The organism is Bradyrhizobium guangdongense (genome assembly GCF_006483445.1).
In the GTDB taxonomy this organism is placed as follows: Bacteria; Pseudomonadota; Alphaproteobacteria; order Rhizobiales; family Xanthobacteraceae; genus Bradyrhizobium; species Bradyrhizobium guangdongense_A.
The window spans coordinates 1-18,876 of sequence record NZ_PPPT01000156.1; the positions used below are offsets into that span (position 1 = coordinate 1).

Consider the following 18,876-nt stretch of genomic DNA (forward strand, 5'->3'; position numbering starts at 1 on the left):
GGTTTCGATGTCGGCGGTCCCGTCCTGACGCAGAGCGGCAACGGCAAGCTGTTCTACCGCGTTGTCGGGCAGGTGCAGAACGGTCCCACCCAGGTCGAGTTCACGCAAGACAACAACTACTTCATCGCGCCGTCAGTGACCTGGAAGCCGGACGCCGACACGACCTTCACCGTGCTGGCATCGGCCTCGCGGACCGATACGCGCGGCATCAATTTCCTGCCCTATGTCGGCACGGTGACGAATGCACCGTTCGGCCGCATCCCGACGAACAGGTTCCTGGGCGATCCCAGCTCCGACAAGTTCACGCGCGAGCAGGAGATGATCGGCTATCAGTTCGAGCGCAACCTCACCGACAGGGTCACGTTCCGCCAGAACGCACGGTTCGCGCATGTCGACGTGACCTATCGCGGCTATGTCGCCAACGGCTATTCCAACATCGCGACCGGCGATATCGCGCGCTACAATTGGTATGCGAAGGACACCGCCAATCAGGCCAACCTCGACAATCAGCTCGAATATCGCTTCGACACCGGCCCCGTGAAGCACACGACATTGTTTGGCGTGGACTTGCGGAGCTACCGGATCGACGACTACCAGAACTTCCAGTTCGGGACGGTTCCCGCGCTCAACATCTTCAATCCCGTCTACGGGATCGGCGACATTCCGTTCACGAGCACGCCGTTCCGCAACTTCGTCATCACGCAGAAGCAGGCCGGCGCTTACCTTCAGGACCAGATGAAGCTCGGCAACTTCACGCTGGTGCTCAGCGGCCGCAACGACTGGGTTTCGACCAGCCAGGACAATCGCGCGACCGGCGCCCTGGTCGCCCAGCGCGACGACAGCCAGTTCAGTGGACGCGCCGGCCTGATCTACAATTTCGACAATGGGCTGGCGCCCTATGTCTCCTATGCGACGAGCTACAACCCCGTCATCGGGCTGAATGCGGCAAACCAGTTGCTGCTGCCGGAAACCGGCAAGCAGGTCGAGATCGGCCTGAAGGTCCAGCCGCGCTGGTTCGACGGCTACTTCACGGTCGCCGCGTTCAACCTGAAGCGCCAGAACGCGCTGACGACCGATCCGAACAATTTTTTGCTGCAGAACCAGACCGGCGAGGTCACGTCGCGCGGCATCGAGATCGAAGCGGTGGCCAATGTCACGTCCGAGCTGAAGCTGATCGGCGCGTTCACCAGCTATCATCTCTTCACCAGCAGGGACCTCGATCCGGCACTCATCGGCAAGACTCCGACCAATACGCCGCAGATGCTGGTGTCGGGCTGGGCGGATTACACCTTCAAGCAGGGGCCGTTGACCGGCTTCGGCGTCGGCGGCGGCGTGCGCTATGTCGGCTCCTCCTGGGCCGACGCGGCCAACACGCTCGAGGTCCCCGCCGTCGTGCTCGGCGACCTGGCCCTGCACTATGAGTGGCAGAACTGGCGAACGGCGCTGAACGTGATCAACGTGACTGACAAGACCTATGTCGCAAGCTGCGCCGGCGTCACGGCCTGCTTCTATGGCGACCGCCGGCGGGTCACGGCGAGCGTGTCCTACAAGTGGTGACGGGAGGCGAGGGGACCGTTTCGTGAAGGCGCGCACCGTCAGGACCTGGTCCGCGGTCCACACCTGGACCAGCCTGATCTCGACCCTATTCCTGTTTCTGCTCTGCCTGACCGGGCTGCCGTTGATCTTCCACCATGAGATCGACGAGCTCCTGGGCTATGCGCCTCAACCCGAGATGCACTCAGGCGTGAAGGCAACGACGCAAGCAATCGCCAACTCCGCGCTCACGGCCGATCCGGGCCGGGTGCTGCAATATATCTCCTGGGACAAGGACGAGCCGGGCATCGCCTTCGCTTTCACCAACAGCGCGCCGAACGGCGAGCCCGACAAGGCGACGGTGCGGGCTTTCGATGCCGTCACGACCAAGATGCTGGGACCGGTCGGCGTCGGTCCCATGCTGATCGTGCTGAAGCTGCATGTGGACATGTTCGCAGGCCAACCCGGCAAACTCTTTCTCGGCGGCATGGGCCTGCTGTTTGCGGTGGCGATCATCTCCGGCGTGGTGCTTTACTGGCCGTTCACCCGCCGTCTGCGCTTTGCGACCATTCGCGACTGCACCTCGCGGCGTGTGGGGTGGCTCGACTGGCACAATCTGATCGGCGTCGTCACGATCGCCTGGGCGCTGGTGGTCGGGCTGACCGGCGTCGTCAACACCTGGGCCGAGTTGATGCTCAACCAGTGGAAGGCCAACGAGCTCGCCGTCATGGTCGCGCCCTTCGCCGGCAAGCCGCCGCCGACACAACTTGCCTCCCTCGACACGGTCGTCACCCGCGCCAGGGCGACCGCGCCCGGCATGGACATGGCCTTCATCGCCTTCCCGGGAACACCATTCACGTCGTCACACCATTTTGCGGTGTTCATGCGCGGCGACACGCCGCTGACGGCGCGGCTGTTGAAGCCAGTGTTGCTGGATGGCGAGACGGGAGAGGTTGCCGACAGCCGCGCTCTGCCGGTCTATTTGCAAGCACTGCTGATCTCGCAGCCGCTGCACTTCGGCGACTATGGCGGCATGCCCCTGAAGATCATCTGGGCGGCGCTCGACGTGCTGACCATGATTGTGATCGGCAGTGGGCTCTATCTGTGGGTGGCGCGGCGCCGCAAACGCGTGCCGGCCCGCCCATACGGTGCACGCGCCCCGATCCCGTCGTGATGCATGGCTCGCCCGACCGATTGCGCCCATGGCTCCGTGTCTTCGGCGTTCCCATCCTGCTCGGCGTGCTCACCACGATCGGCCTGCTGGCGGCGCTGATCTGGGCTGACGTCGGCAAATATATTGCTTGGGTGACAGTCGGCGCGCCCGTGGCAATCGTTGGCTGGGTCTGGCTGTGCCGCCGGCTGCAAAAGCGCCATCAATAGGGGGCGGCGGCCCACAGTGGATAAGTCGCCACACCGGCTCGGAATTGTGGCTTGGAGCCCTTTCGGCCGACAGCACTTGCCTTGCTGGGGGTGCTGATCTGCTCCATACCAGCGGCGGGACGATTCCCGGTTTCCGTCCGGGTTTCCACTGTTCTGGGGGCGGCAAAGGGCCTAAAAACAGCGTGTCTTGCGCCCCTTGGTGCACTGCGCTAAGGCTCAGAATAATTCCAAATCGGACGAATCCGTGGCTCTCCCGAGGCTGCGGGAAAAAGGGCTCGTCAATGAGCGGCATTCTCGAGAACTATCTTCCACTTGTCGTCTTTATAGGGGTAGCCGGCCTGATCGGCCTGGTGCTGCTGATCGCCCCCTTCATCGTGGCGTTCCAGCAGCCGGACCCGGAAAAACTGTCGGCGTATGAGTGCGGTTTCAACGCCTTCGACGACGCCCGGATGAAGTTCGACGTCCGCTTCTACCTGGTCGCCATCCTCTTCATCATCTTCGACCTCGAGGTGGCGTTCCTGTTCCCCTGGGCGGTGGCGTTCGGCAAGCTCGGTGCGACGGGCTTCTGGTCCATGGTGGTGTTCCTCGCCGTGCTGACGGTGGGGTTTGCCTATGAATGGAAGAAAGGGGCGCTCGAATGGGATTGAACCCTGCCACGCAGTCCACCGGTCCGCTGGTGACGCCGGCCCCGAAGGGCATCCTCGACCCCGCGACCGGCAAGCCGGTCGGCGCCAATGACCCGTTCTTCCTCGAGGTCAATTCCGAGCTCTCCGACAAGGGTTTCTTCGTCGCCGCGACCGACGACCTCATCACCTGGGCGCGCACCGGCTCGCTGATGTGGATGACCTTCGGTCTCGCCTGCTGCGCGGTCGAGATGATGCAGGTCTCGATGCCGCGCTACGACGTCGAGCGCTTCGGCTTCGCCCCGCGTGCCTCGCCGCGCCAGTCCGACGTGATGATCGTCGCGGGCACCCTGACCAACAAGATGGCCCCGGCCTTGCGCAAGGTCTACGACCAGATGCCCGAGCCGCGCTACGTTATCTCGATGGGCTCCTGCGCCAATGGCGGCGGCTATTATCACTATTCCTACTCGGTCGTGCGCGGCTGTGACCGCATCGTGCCGATCGACATCTATGTGCCGGGCTGCCCGCCCACGGCGGAAGCGCTGCTCTACGGCGTGCTGCTGCTGCAGAAAAAGATCCGGCGCACCGGCACCATCGAACGCTAAGGTTTTACGTCATGGACGACGGCAAGCTCGACGCCCTGGGGCAGACGATCGTGAGCGCGCTTCCGGGCGCCGCTTTCGGTCACTCGGTGGCCTTCAACCAGCTCACGGTCGACGTTGAGGCCGGCAAGATCGTCGAGGTGGTAAAGTACCTGCGCGACGATTCGAATTGCCGCTTCGTCAACTTCACCGACGTGACCGCGGTGGACTATCCGTCGCGCGAGAAGCGCTTCGACGTGGTCTATCACTTGATGTCGCCGACCCTGAACACGCGCATCCGCCTCAAGGCGCAGGCCGACGAGACCACGCAGGTGCCGTCGCTGATCGAGGTGTTTCCGGGCGCCGACTGGTTCGAGCGCGAGACCTACGACCTCTATGGCGTGATCTTCGTCGGCCATCCCGACATGCGCCGCATCCTCACCGACTACGGTTTCGAGGGGCATCCGCTGCGCAAGGATTTCCCGACCACCGGCTTCGTCGAGGTTCGCTACGACGACCAGGAGAAGCGGGTGGTGTACGAGCCTGTCAGGCTCAACCAGGAATTCCGCAAGTTCGATTTCTTGTCGCCGTGGGAGGGGGCGGATTACCCCCTTCCGGGTGATGAAAAGGCGGGGCCGAAGGTCTGATCATCATGAATGAACAACCGGAAAATCTCCGTAACTTCACGATCAATTTTGGACCGCAACATCCGGCGGCCCACGGTGTGTTGCGACTCGTCCTCGAACTCGACGGCGAGGTCGTGGCCCGTGTCGATCCGCATATCGGCTTGCTTCACCGCGGCACCGAAAAGCTGATCGAGCAGAAGACCTATCTCCAGGCGATTCCATACTTCGACCGGCTCGACTACGTCGCGCCGATGAATCAGGAGCATGCCTTCTGTCTCGCGGCGGAGAAGCTGCTCGGCATCGAGGTGCCGCGCCGGGGACAGTTGATCCGCGTGCTCTACTGCGAGATCGGGCGCATTCTCTCGCATCTCCTGAACGTCACCACGCAGGCGATGGACGTCGGCGCGCTGACCCCGCCGCTGTGGGGTTTTGAAGAGCGCGAAAAGCTGATGGTGTTCTACGAGCGCGCCTCGGGCAGCCGTATGCACGCAGCCTTCTTCCGCGTCGGCGGCGTGCATCAGGACCTGCCGCAGAAGCTGGTCGACGACATCGAGGCCTGGTGCGATCCGTTCCTGAAAGTGGTCGACGACCTCGACCGTCTGCTCACCGCCAACCGCATCTTCAAGCAGCGCAACGTCGATATCGGCGTGGTGTCGCTGAAGGAAGCCTGGGAGTGGGGTTTCTCCGGCGTGATGGTGCGCGGCTCCGGCGCGGCCTGGGACCTGCGCAAGTCGCAGCCCTATGAATGCTACGCCGAGATGGAGTTCGACATTCCGATCGGCAAGAACGGCGACTGCTACGACCGCTATCTGATCCGCATGGAAGAGATGCGTCAGTCCGTGCGCATCATGAAGCAGTGCATCCAGAAGATGAACGCTGCCGACGGGAAGGGGCCTGTCGTCGTCGAGGACAACAAGGTCGCGCCGCCGCGCCGTGGCGAGATGAAGCGCTCGATGGAAGCGCTGATCCATCACTTCAAGCTCTACACCGAGGGCGTCCACGTGCCGGCCGGCGAAGTCTATGCCGCGGTCGAGGCGCCGAAGGGCGAGTTCGGCGTCTATCTGGTCTCCGACGGCACCAACAAGCCCTACAAGTGCAAGATCCGCGCGCCGGGCTTTGCCCATCTGCAGGCGATGGACCACATCTGCACGGGCCATCTGCTCGCCGACGTCTCGGCCATTCTCGGCTCGCTCGACATTGTGTTCGGAGAGGTCGATCGGTGATGGCGCAGGCGCCAATCCAGTTTGACCGTGCCTCGGGGGCTCTCGAAGGAGCCAACCTGTGGGAGCGGACGGCTGCCTTGGCGCTGGTGACGGGTTCAAAGATCTCGTCGCACTTCTCGCATATGGGCTACATCGCCTGCGCGAATTTGCTGCGGAAAACGCTTCCCGAGCGCAACATCGCAATCAAGCTCAATCCTGACGCCGTGTTCGAATTCCCCTATGGCGACGGCTATTGGAGCAAGCTGCTTAACCGCTCCTATAACTACGAGGACGAGCTGGAGCTGCTGTTCTCTGATTCCGCCGACGTCGACTACACGCTGATCGACTGCGGCGCCAATTACGGCTACTGGTCGGTGCTGGTGTCCAGCAAGCCGTTTGGCGCGCACAAGGCGATCGCGATCGAGCCGTCGGGACAGAACTATCCGAAGCTCGCGAACAACGCCAAGATCAACGGCAGCCGCTTCGAGACGATGAAGTGCGCGATCGGCGCTTCGCGCGGCACGGCGCGGCTGTCGGGCACCAAGCACGAGGCCTTCAGCATCGCGGGCGATCCGTCCGCCGGCGGCGAAGAGGTGCCTGTCATCGCGCTCGATAATCTCATCGATGACGGCAAGGTCGCGGGCACCGGCAAATATCTGATCAAGCTCGACGTCGAAGGCGTCGAGATCGAGGCTATCAAGGGCGGCAAGCGGCTGCTCGAAGGCGACAGCGTCATTCTGTGCGAAGAGCACGGCAGCGACCGGACGCATGCGGTGTCGCGCTACATCCTCGAACAGACCCCGATGAAGCTGATCGTGTACGATCCGCGCAGCAATCGCCTGGAGACGGTGACCGAGCTGTCGATCCTCGATCGCATCAAGGTCTCCACCCACGTCGGGTACAACGTTTTCGGCACCGCGAGCGCATTCTGGCAGAGCAGGATCGATGCCCTGAATGCGAAATCCGCGCGCCGCATGCAGTGAGAGAACGAAGAGATGTCCGTCCGCCGATTAGCACCGAAGGAAGTCCAGCCCGCGAGTTTTGCGTTCACGGAGGAGAATCTCGCCTTCGCGAAGCAGCAGATCGCAAAATATCCGGCGGGACGTCAGGCCTCGGCCGTGATCGCGATCCTGTGGCGCGCCCAGGAGCAGCATGACGGCTGGGTGTCGGAAGCCGCGATTCGCGTCATCGCCGACATGCTCGACATGCCCTATATCCGCGTGCTCGAGGTCGCGACGTTCTACACGATGTTCCAGCTCGCACCCGTCGGCAAGAAGGCCCACGTCCAGGTCTGCGGTACGACGCCGTGCCGGCTGCGCGGCGCCGAGGAGCTGATCCACGTCTGCGAGCACCGCATCCACCACGAGCCCTTCCATCTCTCCAAGGACGGCAATTTCAGTTGGGAAGAGGTGGAGTGCCTCGGTGCCTGCGTGAACGCGCCGATGGTGCTGATCGGCAAGGACACCTATGAGGACCTGACCAAGGAAAGTTTTGGCAAGGTGCTCGACGGCTTTGCCTCGGGCAATCCGCCAAAGCCCGGTCCGCAGAACGGCCGCCAGTTCTCGGCGCCGATCACCGGACCGACCACGCTCAAGGAGATCACCTGATGCGTGGTCGCCAGGCGCCCGCAATCGCGATGGAGGGGAACGGCACCATGAAGAAATGGGGCTTGATCGCCACGCATGCCGTGGTGGCCGCCACGTTCATTTTCCTGCTCCAGCGCTACACGCTGAGTGCGACGCTGGAATCCAGTCTGCTCTGGGCGCTGACCTTCGCCGGCTGCGCCGCCGGGCTTGCCTACATGCAGGCCAATCGTTGATCGGAAAGCACTGAAATGCTCGAGGACAAGGACCGCATCTTCAAGAACCTCTACGGCCTCCATGATTGGGGCCTCGAGGGCGCGCGGCGCCGCGGCGCCTGGGATGGCACTAAGGCCATCATCGACAAGGGCCGCGACTGGATCATCAACGAGATGAAGGCGTCCGGCCTGCGCGGCCGCGGTGGCGCCGGCTTCCCGACCGGGCTGAAATGGTCGTTCATGCCGAAGGAGTCGACCGACGGTCGTCCGAGCTACCTCGTCGTCAACGCCGACGAGTCCGAGCCCGGCACCTGCAAGGATCGCGAGATCATGCGGCACGATCCGCATCTCCTGGTCGAGGGCTGCCTGATCGCGAGCTTCGCGATGAACGCGCATGCCTGCTACATCTATGTCCGCGGCGAGTTCATCCGCGAGCGCGAGCATCTCCAGGCCGCGATCGACCAGGCCTATGAGGCCAAGCTCGTCGGCAAGGACAACGTCACCGGCTGGCCGTTCGACATCTATGTCGCGCACGGCGCCGGCGCCTACATCTGCGGCGAGGAAACGGCGCTGCTTGAAAGCCTCGAAGGCAAGAAGGGCCAGCCGCGGCTGAAGCCGCCGTTCCCGGCCAATGTCGGCCTGTTCGGCTGCCCGACCACCGTCAACAACGTCGAGTCGATTGCGGTTGCGCCCGACATCCTGCGGCGCGGCGCGGCGTGGTTTGCCGGCATCGGCCGTCCGAACAATGTCGGCACCAAGCTGTTCTGCATCTCCGGCCATGTCGAGCGGCCCTGCAACGTCGAAGAGGCCATGGGCATTCCGTTCCGTGAGCTGATCGACAGGCATTGCGGCGGCATCCGCGGCGGCTGGGACAACCTCAAGGCCGTGATCCCCGGCGGCTCGTCGGTGCGCATGGTGCCGGCCGAGCAGATCATCGACACGCCGATGGACTTTGACAGCCTGAGCAAGCTGCGCTCCGGCCTCGGTACCGCGGCCGTGATCGTGATGGACAAGTCGACCGACCTGATCCGTGCGATCGCCCGCATCTCCTATTTCTACAAGCATGAGAGCTGCGGCCAGTGCACGCCGTGCCGCGAAGGCACGGGGTGGATGTGGCGCGTGCTGACCCGCATGGCCGAGGGCCGCGCCCACAAGCGCGAGATCGACATGCTGCTCGAAGTGACCAAGCAGGTCGAAGGCCACACCATCTGCGCGCTCGGCGATGCGGCGGCCTGGCCGATCCAGGGCCTGATCGCGCATTTCCGTCACGAGATCGAAGCGCGCATCGACGAATATTCGCGCAAGGCCGACATCGATGACGCCGGGGTCCGCGATCCCGCTCACATGGTGGCGGCGGAGTAAGGGCAATGACGAAGCTGATCATCGACGGCAAAGAGATCGACGTCCCGCCGGAGTACACGCTGCTGCAGGCGTGCGAAGCCGCCGGCGCCGAGATTCCGCGCTTCTGCTACCACGAGCGGCTGTCGATCGCCGGCAATTGCCGGATGTGCCTGGTCGAGGTGAAGGGCGGTCCGAAGCCGGTCGCAAGCTGCGCCTGGGGCGTGCGCGACTGCCGTCCGGGTCCCAAGGGTGAGCCGCCGGAAATCTCCACGCGTTCGCCGATGGTCAAGAAGGCGCGCGAAGGCGTGATGGAGTTTCTGCTCATCAACCACCCGCTGGACTGCCCGATCTGCGACCAGGGCGGCGAGTGCGACCTGCAGGACCAGGCGATGGGTTACGGCGTCGACACCAGCCGCTTCGCCGAGAACAAGCGCGCGGTCGAGGACAAGTATCTCGGCGCGCTCGTCAAGACGTCGATGAACCGCTGCATCCAGTGCACGCGCTGCGTCCGCTTCTCGGCGGAAGTTGCCGGTGCGCCTGAAATGGGCGCGACGGGCCGCGGCGAGGACATGGAGATCACGACCTACCTCGAGCATGCGCTGACGTCGGAATTGCAGGGCAACCTCGTCGACATCTGCCCGGTCGGTGCGCTGACCTCGAAGCCATATGCCTTCGCCGCGCGTCCCTGGGAGCTCGGCAAGACCCAGTCGATCGACGTCATGGACGGCCTCGGCTCGGCGATCCGCGTCGACACCCGCGGCCGAGAGGTGATGCGCATTCTGCCGCGTATCAACGAAGCCGTGAACGAGGAGTGGATTTCGGACAAGACCCGCCACGTCGTCGACGGCCTGCGCACGCAGCGTCTTGACCGGCCCTTTATCCGTGAAGCCGGCAAGCTGCGCCCCGCAAGCTGGACCGAAGCCTTTGCCGCGATTGCCTCCAAGGCCGGCCGCTCCGACGGCAAGCGGATCGGCGCTATTGCGGGCGATCTCGCCGGCGTCGAAGAAATGTTCGCGCTGAAGGACCTGCTGGCGAAGTACGGCTCGGCCAATATGGCGGTGCAGGGCGGCGACGCCTTCGATGCCAAGCTTGGCCGCGCCTCCTACATCTTCAATCCGACCATCGTCGGCCTGGAGCAGGCCGATGCGCTGCTGATCATCGGCGCCAATCCGCGCAAGGAAGCCGCCGTGTTCAACGCGCGCATCCGCAAGCGCTGGCGCGCCGGCGGCTTCAAGGTCGGCGTGATCGGCGCCAAGGCCGACCTGACCTATGATTACGACCACATCGGCGCGGGCACCGAGACGCTCGGCGAGCTCGCGGCCGGCAAGCACTCCTTCATGGACGTGCTGAAGAACGCCAAGCATCCGATCGTGCTGGTCGGCGCGGGCGCGACCTCGCGGCATGACGGCGCGGCCATTCTGGCGGCTGCGGCCAAGCTGGCGCTCGACGTCGGCGCATTGAAGGACGGCTGGAACGGCTTTGGCGTGCTCCAGGATACGGCCTCGCGCGTCGGCGCGCTCGATATCGGCTTTGCCGCGGGAAGCGGTGGGCTGAATGCGGCGCAGATGACGACGTTCGGCACGCTGGACTTGCTGTTCCTGCTCGGCGCCGACGAGATCAAGGCGCCGGACGGCACCTTCGTGGTCTATATCGGCACCCATGGCGATCGCGGCGCGCATCGTGCCGACGTCATCCTGCCGGCAGCCGCCTACACCGAGAAGTCGGCGATCTACGTCAATACCGAGGGCAGGGTGCAGATGACCGGCCGCGCGGCGTTTCCGCCGGGCGAGGCCCGCGAGGACTGGGCGATCATTCGCGCATTGTCGGAGGCACTGGGCAAGAAGCTGCCTTACGACTCGCTGGCCGCACTGCGCCAGGCGATCTTCAAGGCGGTGCCGCATCTGATCCGCATCGACCAGATCGAAGCCGGCTCCGCCGACCAGATCAAGGCCCTCGCCGGCAAGGGCGGCGCGACGGAGAAGGCGCCGTTCAAGCCCCTGGTCGAAGACTTCTACCTGACCAACCCAATCGCGCGTGCATCGGCCGTGATGGCGGAATGCTCGCGGCTTGCCTCCGGGCAGATGCTGACGGCAGCGGAGTGAGTGTGATCTGATGGAATTCTTCCAAAGCGCATTCTGGACCGGTTTCCTCTGGCCGCTGATCATCATGGTGGCCGAGAGCGTCCTCGTGCTCGTCGTGCTCCTGATCGCGATCGCCTACATCCTGCTCGCCGACCGCAAGATCTGGGCGGCGGTGCAGATCCGGCGCGGTCCGAACGTGGTGGGACCGTGGGGCCTGCTGCAATCCTTCGCCGACCTCCTGAAGTTCGTGCTGAAGGAGCCGATCATTCCGGCCGGCGCCAACAAGGGCGTGTTTCTCCTTGCGCCCTTGGTCTCATGCGTGCTCGCGCTCGCGGCATGGGCGGTGATCCCGACCAATCTCGGCTGGGTGATCTCCGACATCAATGTCGGCATCCTCTTCATCTTCGCGATCTCGTCGCTGTCGATCTACGGCATCATCATGGCCGGCTGGTCGTCGAACTCGAAGTACCCGTTCCTGGCCGCGCTGCGCTCGGCGGCCCAAATGGTGTCCTACGAAGTCTCGATCGGCTTCGTCATCATCACGGTGCTGCTCTGCGCCGGCACGCTGAACCTGTCGGCCGTGGTCGAGGCCCAGCATGTGCGCGGTCTTGCGAGCCTGATCGGCCTGCCGCAGCTCACCATCCTGAACTGGTACGTCTGGCCGCTGTTCCCGATGTTCGTGATCTTCTACGTCTCGGCGCTGGCGGAAACCAACCGTCCGCCCTTCGATCTCGTCGAAGCGGAATCCGAGCTCGTCGCGGGCTTCATGGTCGAATACGGCTCGACGCCGTATCTGCTGTTCATGCTCGGCGAGTATGTCGCGATCGTCACGATGTGCGCGATGGCGACGATCCTGTTCCTTGGAGGCTGGCTGCCGCCGGTGGATCTGCCGCCCTTCAACTGGGTGCCGGGGATCATCTGGTTCTCGCTCAAAGTGTTCTTCATGTTCTTCCTGTTCGCGATGGCAAAGGCGATCGTGCCGCGCTACCGCTACGATCAACTGATGCGGCTCGGCTGGAAGGTGTTCCTGCCGCTGTCGCTGGCGATGGTGATCGTGGTAGCCGGCGTTCTGCATTTCGCCGGCATCGCGCCGAAGTGAGGCTCGCCATGGGTATCAACGTCAAGGCCACCGCGCACTCGCTGCTTCTGTCGGAATTCGTATCGGCGTTCTTCCTCGCCATGCGCTACTTCTTCCAGCCGAAGCCGACGCTCAACTATCCCTTCGAGAAGGGCCCGATCTCGCCGCGCTTCCGGGGCGAGCACGCGCTGCGTCGCTATCCAAACGGCGAAGAGCGCTGCATCGCCTGCAAGCTGTGCGAGGCGATCTGCCCGGCGCAGGCCATCACGATCGAGGCAGGTCCCCGTCGCAACGACGGCACCCGCCGCACCGTGCGCTACGACATCGACATGGTGAAGTGCATCTATTGCGGCCTCTGCCAGGAGGCCTGCCCGGTCGACGCCATCGTCGAGGGCCCGAACTTCGAATTTGCGGCCGAGACCCGCGAGGAGCTCTTCTATGACAAGGCCAAGCTGCTCGCCAATGGCGACCGCTGGGAACGCGAGATCGCCAAGGCGATCGAGCTCGACGCGCCGTACCGGTGAGGTGAGGGCATGATCCTTCCCGCGCTCTTCTTCTACCTGTTTGCCGGCGTCTGCGTCGCCTCGGCGGTGATGGTGATTGTCTCGCGCAATCCCGTGCACTCCGTGCTGTATCTGATCCTGGCCTTCGTCAACGCCTCGGGCCTGTTCGTGCTGCTCGGTGCCGAGTTCCTGGCGATGATCCTGATCGTCGTCTATGTCGGCGCGGTCGCGGTGCTGTTCCTGTTCGTGATCATGATGCTCGACGTCGACTTCGTGGAGCTGCGCGAGGGCTTCATCGAATACCTGCCGGTCGGCCTCGTGATCGGCGGCATCTTCCTGTTCGAGCTGCTGCTCACCGTCGGCTTCTGGGTCATCAACCCCGGCGTCGCCAAGACGATCACGGCGGCGATCCCGGCCAATGTCAGCAACACCGAGGCGCTCGGCCTCGTGCTCTATACGAAGTACATCCATTACTTCCAGCTCGCCGGTATGGTGCTGCTGGTCGCGATGATCGGCGCCATCGTGCTGACGCTGCGGCACAAGGCCTCCGTCAAGCGGCAGGACATCAACGTGCAGAACGCGCGCACGCCGGAAATGGCGATGGCACTGCGCAAGGTGACGTCGGGGCAGGGGCTCTCTGATTCCGACGCGGCGGAGTGGGTGAAATGACGATCGGGCTCGGACACTATCTGGCGGTCGGCGCGATCCTGTTCACGCTGGGGATCCTCGGCATCTTCCTCAACCGCAAGAACATCATCGTCATCCTGATGTCGATCGAGCTGATCCTGCTCTCGGTCAACATCAATCTGGTGGCGTTCTCGACCTTCCTCGGCGACATCGTCGGCCAGGTCTTCGCGCTGCTGGTGCTGACCGTCGCAGCCGCCGAAGCTGCGATCGGTCTTGCCATCCTGGTGGTCTACTTCCGCAACCGCGGCTCGATCGCGGTTGAGGACGTCAATCTGATGAAGGGCTGAGCGGAGCTATGGTTCAGGCAATCGTTTTTCTGCCGCTGCTCGGCGCCATTCTGGCAGGCCTGATCGCGCTGTTCGGCGGGCACGCCCGCAACCCCTCGGGCGACACGGTCGAGCATCACGACGATCACGGCCACGGTGACGCGCACGCCGTCGCCCATGATGACCACGCCCATGACGACCATGGCCACGACGATCACCACGTCTCCGAGCCGCCAGCGGCGGGCTCGCGCCTGGCCGAGCTCATCACGACGGGGCTGCTGTTCGTGTCGGCGGCGCTGTCCTGGTTCACGCTGGTCCAAGTCGGCTTCATGCACCAGGACGCGCGGATTCCGCTGCTGCCCTGGATCATGTCCGGCGACCTCCAGGTCTATTGGGCGCTGCGCGTCGATACGCTGACCGCCGTGATGCTGGTCGTGGTCACGACCGTGTCCTCGCTCGTGCACATGTATTCCATCGGCTACATGGACGAAGACCCGTACCGTCCGCGCTTCTTCGGCTATCTCAGCCTGTTCACCTTCGCGATGCTGATGCTGGTGACCGCCGACAACCTCGTGCAGCTGTTCTTCGGCTGGGAGGGCGTCGGTCTCGCCAGCTATCTGCTGATCGGCTTCTGGTACCAGAAGCCCTCGGCCAACGCGGCGGCGATCAAGGCCTTCGTCGTCAATCGCGTCGGCGATTTCGGCTTCGCGCTCGGCATCTTTGCGATCTTCGCGCTGGTCGGCTCGACCGATTTCGAGACCATCTTCCACGCGGCGCCAGGCCTCACCGGCAAGACCATCAACTTCCTCGGCTGGCAGGCGGATGCGCTGACGCTGACCTGCCTGTTGCTGTTCATGGGCGCGATGGGCAAGTCGGCGCAGTTCTTGCTGCACACCTGGTTGCCGGACGCCATGGAAGGCCCGACCCCGGTCTCGGCGCTGATCCACGCCGCGACCATGGTCACTGCCGGCGTGTTCATGGTGGCGCGCCTGTCGCCGCTGTTCGAACTCGCGCCGAACGCGCAGGCCGTCGTGATGTTCTTTGGTGCGACCACGGCGTTCTTTGCGGCGACCGTCGGCCTCGTGCAGAACGACATCAAGCGTATCGTCGCCTACTCGACCTGTTCGCAGCTCGGCTACATGTTCGTGGCGATGGGGGCAGGGGCCTATTCGGTCGGCATGTTCCACCTGTTCACGCACGCCTTCTTCAAGGCGCTGCTGTTCTTAGGCTCAGGCTCGGTGATCTACGCGATGCACCACGAGCAGGACATCCGCAACATGGGCGGGCTCTGGAAGAAGATCCCCTACACCTATGCGGTGATGGTGGTCGGCACGCTGGCCTTGACCGGCTTCCCGCTGACGGCCGGCTACTTCTCCAAGGACGCGATCATCGAAAGCGCCTACGCCGCGCACAATCCGTTCGCCTTCTACGGCTTCCTGATGACCGTGATCGCGGCGGGCCTGACCTCGTTCTACTCCTGGCGCCTGATCTTCAAGACCTTCCACGGCGAGCCGCATGACGAGCATCACTACGAGGCAGCCCATGAGGCCCCGCTCTGGATGCTGATCCCGATCGGCGCGCTTGCGGTCGGCTCCATCGTCGCCGGATTTCCGTTCAAGGAACTGTTCGCCGGTCACGGCATCGAGGAGTTCTTCCGCGAGTCCGTGAAGATGAACCCGCACATCATCGAGGAGATGCACCACATCCCGCAGGCGATCGCGTTCCTGCCGACCGTCATGATGGTGGTGGGTTTCCTGGTCTCGTATCTGTTCTACATCCGCCGGCCCTATCTGCCGGTCGAGCTCGCGAACACCCAGCCGATGCTGTACCAGTTCCTGCTCAACAAATGGTACTTTGACGAACTCTACGACATCATCTTCGTCCGTCCGGCGAAGTGGATCGGCTACCAGCTCTGGAAGAAGGGCGACGGCTTCATCATCGACGGGTTTGGCCCCGACGGCGTCTCGGCGCGCGTGCTTGATGTCACCCGCAACGTCGTGAAGATCCAGACCGGCTACCTCTATCACTACGCCTTTGCCATGCTGATCGGCGTTGCCGGCCTGATCACCTGGTTCATGTTCGGCTTCGGAGGCCAGTAAATGACGACCTGGCCCATTCTTTCCGTCACCACCTTCCTGCCGCTGGTCGGCGCGCTGATCGTCTATGTCAGCCGCGGCGACGATGAGGCCGCCCAGGGCAACTCGCGCTGGATCGCGCTCTGGACCACGCTGATCACCTTCGCGGTGTCGCTGCTGCTGGTCTGGCGCTTCGATCCGACGATCGCCGACTTCCAGTTCGTCGAGAAGGGCGCCTGGCTCGCCTCCGGCATCACCTATCACATGGGCGTGGACGGCATTTCGTTGCCCTTCGTGATCCTGACCACTGCGCTGATGCCGTTCTGCATCATCGCGAGCTGGAAGTCGGTCACGGTGCGCGTCCGCGAATACATGATGGCGTTCCTGATCCTGGAAACGCTGATGGTCGGCACCTTCTCGGCGCTCGATCTCGTGCTGTTCTACCTGTTCTTCGAAGGCGGCCTGATCCCGATGTTCCTGATCATCGGCGTCTGGGGCGGTCCGCGCCGGGTCTATGCGTCCTTCAAGTTCTTCCTCTACACGCTGCTCGGCTCGGTGCTGATGCTGCTCGCCATCATGGCGCTGTACTGGAACGGCGGCACCACTGATATCCCGACCCTGATGCACACCGCCGTGCCGCGGTCCTTGCAGACCTGGGCGTGGCTGGCCTTCTTCGCCTCCTTCGCGGTGAAGATGCCGATGTGGCCGGTGCACACCTGGCTGCCCGACGCACACGTCGAGGCGCCGACGGCGGGCTCGGTCATCCTGGCCGCGATCCTGCTGAAGATGGGCGGCTACGGCTTCCTGCGGTTCTCGCTGCCGATGTTCCCGCTGGCCTCGCACGACTTCGCGCCGCTGATCTTCACGCTCTCGGCCATTGCCATCATCTACACCTCGCTGGTGGCCTTGATGCAGGAGGACATGAAGAAGCTGATCGCATACTCCTCGGTCGCGCATATGGGCTTCGTGACCATGGGCATCTTTGCCGGCACCATTCAGGGCGTGGCGGGTGGCGTGTTCCAGATGATCTCGCACGGTATCGTTTCGGGCGCGCTGTTCCTCTGCGTCGGCATCGTCTACGACCGCATGCATACCCGCGAGATCGCGGCCTATGGCGGCCTCGTCAACCGGATGCCGCTCTACGCGCTGACCTTCATGGTCTTCACCATGGCCAATGTCGGTCTGCCCGGCACCTCCGGCTTCGTCGGCGAATTCATGACGCTGCTCGGCACCTTCAAGGTCTCGATCCCGACCGCGTTCGCCGCGACCTTCGGCGTGATCCTGTCGGCCGGCTACGCGCTCTGGCTCTACCGCAAGGTCGTGTTCGGGGCGCTGGTCAAGCCGTCGCTGTCGAGCATCAAGGACCTCACCTTCCGTGAATGCCTGACCCTGTTCCCGCTGATCGCGCTGACCATCCTGTTCGGCGTCTATCCGAAGCCGGTGCTCGACATGTCGGCTGCCTCGGTCCAGCAACTCGTCAACAACTACAACACCGCGGTCTCGGCTGTTAAGGCCGCCGCACTGCTGCAATGAACCGCGGCAGGGTGAGGATATCGCCATGAGCTTTGAGACTGCAGGATATCAACTGGGGCCGGTGCTGCCCGAGCTCGTGCTCGCGCTTGGCAGCATGGCGCTGCTGATGCTGGGTGCCTATCGCGGGCAGGGGACGACCAGGACGGTCACCACGCTCGCGGTGCTGCTTCTGGTGCTGACCGGCGTGCTGGAGCTGATGCTGCCGGCCGGCAAGCTCGTGACCTTCGGCGGCAGCTTCATCGTCGACGACTTTGCCCGCTTCCTGAAGATCCTGGCGCTGATCGGCTCGGCCGCGACGCTGATCCTGTCCACCGAGTTCCTGGCCGACCCGTCCCGCCGCATCTTCGAGTATGCGATCCTGGTGCTGCTCTCGACGCTCGGCATGATGGTGCTGATTTCGGCTGGCGATCTGATCTCGCTCTATCTCGGGCTCGAGCTGATGTCGCTTGCGCTCTATGTCGTGGCGTCCTCCAACCGCGACAACGCCAAATCGACCGAAGCCGGCCTGAAGTATTTTGTGCTCGGCGCGCTGTCCTCGGGCATGCTGCTCTACGGCTCCTCGCTGGTCTATGGCTTCACCGGCACCGTCAGCTTCGCCGGCATCGCGACGGCTGCCACCCACGCCAATGTCGGCCTGGTGTTCGGCCTGGTCTTCCTGCTCGCCGGCCTCTGCTTCAAGGTCTCGGCCGTGCCGTTCCACATGTGGACGCCCGACGTCTATGAGGGCGCGCCGACGCCGGTGACCGCGTTCTTTGCCTCCGCGCCGAAGGTTGCGGCGCTTGCCGTGTTCACCCGCGTGGCGCTGACGGCATTCCCGGGCATCATCGGCCAGTGGCAGCAGATCATCGTCTTCGTGGCGATCGCCTCGATGGCGCTCGGCTCCTTTGCCGCGATCGGGCAGACCAACATCAAGCGCCTGATGGCCTATTCGTCGATCGGCCACATGGGCTTTGCGCTGGTCGGCCTTGCCGCCGGCACGCCTGAAGGCGCGCAGGGCGTGCTGGTCTATATCGCGATCTACGTGGCCATGACGCTCGGCTCCTTCGCGATCATCCTGGCCATGAAGCGCGACGGCAAGAACGTCGAGAACATCAGCGATTTCGCAGGACTCTCGCGCACCAACCCGCTGCTCGCCTTCTTCTTCGCGATGCTGCTGTTCTCGCTCGCGGGCGTTCCGCCGCTCGCCGGCTTCTTTGCCAAATGGTACGTCTTCGTCGCCGCGATCAAGGCCAACCTGTTCACGCTATCAGTCATCGGCGTGCTGACGAGCGTCGTGGGCGCCTACTACTATCTCACCATCGTCAAGACGATGTATTTTGACGAGCCGCTGACCAAGCTCGATCCGGTCAGGATCGAGCTGCGCACGGTGCTCGCGGTCGCCGGTCTCTTCAATATCCTGTTCTTCGTGTATCCGGCGCCGCTCGTCAGCATGGCGAGTGCGGCAGCCAAGTCGCTGTTCTAGGGATGGCTTTCGCGCTCGGTCATCGCGCTCTCCAGGCGGGCTACCGGCTCGCCGCCTTCGACCAGATCGGCTCGACCAACGCTGAGGCGCTGGAGCGCGCCCGCGCC

Annotated in this window: 19 protein-coding genes and 1 pseudogene; all 20 read left to right on the top strand. The window is 63.8% G+C overall.

Going from position 1 to position 18,876, the window contains the following annotated elements:
• A partial coding sequence (locus C2U70_RS22355; RefSeq protein ID WP_140980581.1) for a TonB-dependent siderophore receptor occupies positions 1-1,557 on the top strand: 1,557 nt, incomplete at its 5' end.
• 22 nt (positions 1,558-1,579) lie between these two features.
• Positions 1,580-2,707 (top strand): PepSY-associated TM helix domain-containing protein, encoded by a 1,128-nt coding sequence (locus tag C2U70_RS22360; protein WP_140980582.1) that lies wholly within the window; start codon positions 1,580-1,582, stop codon positions 2,705-2,707.
• On the top strand, positions 2,704-2,913 hold the full coding sequence (locus C2U70_RS22365) for a hypothetical protein (protein ID WP_140980583.1): 210 nt from the start codon (positions 2,704-2,706) through the stop codon (positions 2,911-2,913). Before C2U70_RS22360 ends, C2U70_RS22365 begins: the two co-directional genes overlap by 4 nt.
• Before the next feature lie 281 nt (positions 2,914-3,194).
• On the top strand, positions 3,195-3,560 hold the full coding sequence (locus tag C2U70_RS22370) for an NADH-quinone oxidoreductase subunit A (RefSeq protein ID WP_091886001.1): 366 nt from the start codon (positions 3,195-3,197) through the stop codon (positions 3,558-3,560).
• Entirely contained in the window at positions 3,551-4,141 is a 591-nt protein-coding gene (locus C2U70_RS22375; RefSeq protein WP_433960698.1) for a NuoB/complex I 20 kDa subunit family protein, read from the top strand. Before C2U70_RS22370 ends, C2U70_RS22375 begins: the two co-directional genes overlap by 10 nt.
• Before the next feature lie 11 nt (positions 4,142-4,152).
• A complete protein-coding gene (locus C2U70_RS22380; protein ID WP_140980585.1) occupies positions 4,153-4,764 on the top strand; it encodes an NADH-quinone oxidoreductase subunit C in 612 nt (203 codons plus the stop codon).
• A gap of 5 nt (positions 4,765-4,769) precedes the next feature.
• The gene (locus tag C2U70_RS22385) at positions 4,770-5,966 is read left to right on the top strand and encodes an NADH-quinone oxidoreductase subunit D (RefSeq protein WP_140980586.1); all 1,197 of its coding nucleotides are present in this window, start codon (positions 4,770-4,772) and stop codon (positions 5,964-5,966) included.
• Entirely contained in the window at positions 5,966-6,928 is a 963-nt protein-coding gene (locus C2U70_RS22390) for an FkbM family methyltransferase (RefSeq protein ID WP_186294409.1), read from the top strand. The genes C2U70_RS22385 and C2U70_RS22390 overlap by 1 nt, the downstream gene beginning before the upstream one ends.
• 12 nt (positions 6,929-6,940) lie before the next feature.
• Complete coding sequence (gene nuoE / locus C2U70_RS22395; RefSeq protein WP_140980588.1) at positions 6,941-7,552, top strand: NADH-quinone oxidoreductase subunit NuoE; 612 nt, start codon at positions 6,941-6,943, stop codon at positions 7,550-7,552.
• Positions 7,552-7,764 carry a hypothetical protein gene (locus C2U70_RS22400; protein ID WP_140980589.1) on the top strand — a complete coding sequence of 71 codons (213 nt, stop codon included), beginning with the start codon at positions 7,552-7,554 and terminating at the stop codon, positions 7,762-7,764. Before nuoE ends, C2U70_RS22400 begins: the two co-directional genes overlap by 1 nt.
• A gap of 15 nt (positions 7,765-7,779) precedes the next feature.
• Positions 7,780-9,105, top strand: a complete 1,326-nt coding sequence (nuoF, locus tag C2U70_RS22405) for an NADH-quinone oxidoreductase subunit NuoF (RefSeq protein WP_140980590.1) — start codon at positions 7,780-7,782, stop codon at positions 9,103-9,105.
• Positions 9,106-9,110: 5 nt separating this feature from the next.
• Positions 9,111-11,186, top strand: coding sequence for an NADH-quinone oxidoreductase subunit NuoG (gene nuoG / locus C2U70_RS22410; RefSeq protein ID WP_140980591.1), 2,076 nt, complete (start codon positions 9,111-9,113; stop codon positions 11,184-11,186).
• 10 nt (positions 11,187-11,196) lie between these two features.
• A complete protein-coding gene (gene nuoH, locus C2U70_RS22415) occupies positions 11,197-12,264 on the top strand; it encodes an NADH-quinone oxidoreductase subunit NuoH (RefSeq protein WP_140980592.1) in 1,068 nt (355 codons plus the stop codon).
• 8 nt (positions 12,265-12,272) lie between these two features.
• Complete coding sequence (nuoI, locus tag C2U70_RS22420; protein ID WP_433960699.1) at positions 12,273-12,767, top strand: NADH-quinone oxidoreductase subunit NuoI; 495 nt, start codon at positions 12,273-12,275, stop codon at positions 12,765-12,767.
• Positions 12,768-12,776: 9 nt separating this feature from the next.
• Positions 12,777-13,415, top strand: coding sequence for an NADH-quinone oxidoreductase subunit J (locus C2U70_RS22425; protein ID WP_140980593.1), 639 nt, complete (start codon positions 12,777-12,779; stop codon positions 13,413-13,415).
• Complete coding sequence (gene nuoK, locus C2U70_RS22430) at positions 13,412-13,720, top strand: NADH-quinone oxidoreductase subunit NuoK (protein WP_008547737.1); 309 nt, start codon at positions 13,412-13,414, stop codon at positions 13,718-13,720. Before C2U70_RS22425 ends, nuoK begins: the two co-directional genes overlap by 4 nt.
• Positions 13,721-13,728: 8 nt before the next feature.
• Complete coding sequence (gene nuoL / locus C2U70_RS22435; RefSeq protein ID WP_140980594.1) at positions 13,729-15,798, top strand: NADH-quinone oxidoreductase subunit L; 2,070 nt, start codon at positions 13,729-13,731, stop codon at positions 15,796-15,798.
• Positions 15,799-17,307: an NADH-quinone oxidoreductase subunit M gene (locus tag C2U70_RS22440; RefSeq protein ID WP_140980595.1), complete on the top strand. Its 1,509-nt coding sequence runs from the start codon at positions 15,799-15,801 to the stop codon at positions 17,305-17,307.
• A gap of 25 nt (positions 17,308-17,332) precedes the next feature.
• Complete coding sequence (gene nuoN, locus C2U70_RS22445) at positions 17,333-18,769, top strand: NADH-quinone oxidoreductase subunit NuoN (protein WP_140980596.1); 1,437 nt, start codon at positions 17,333-17,335, stop codon at positions 18,767-18,769.
• A 2-nt stretch (positions 18,770-18,771) separates the two neighbouring features.
• Positions 18,772-18,876 (top strand): annotated as a pseudogene (locus tag C2U70_RS33540) (biotin--[acetyl-CoA-carboxylase] ligase); the annotation flags it as partial.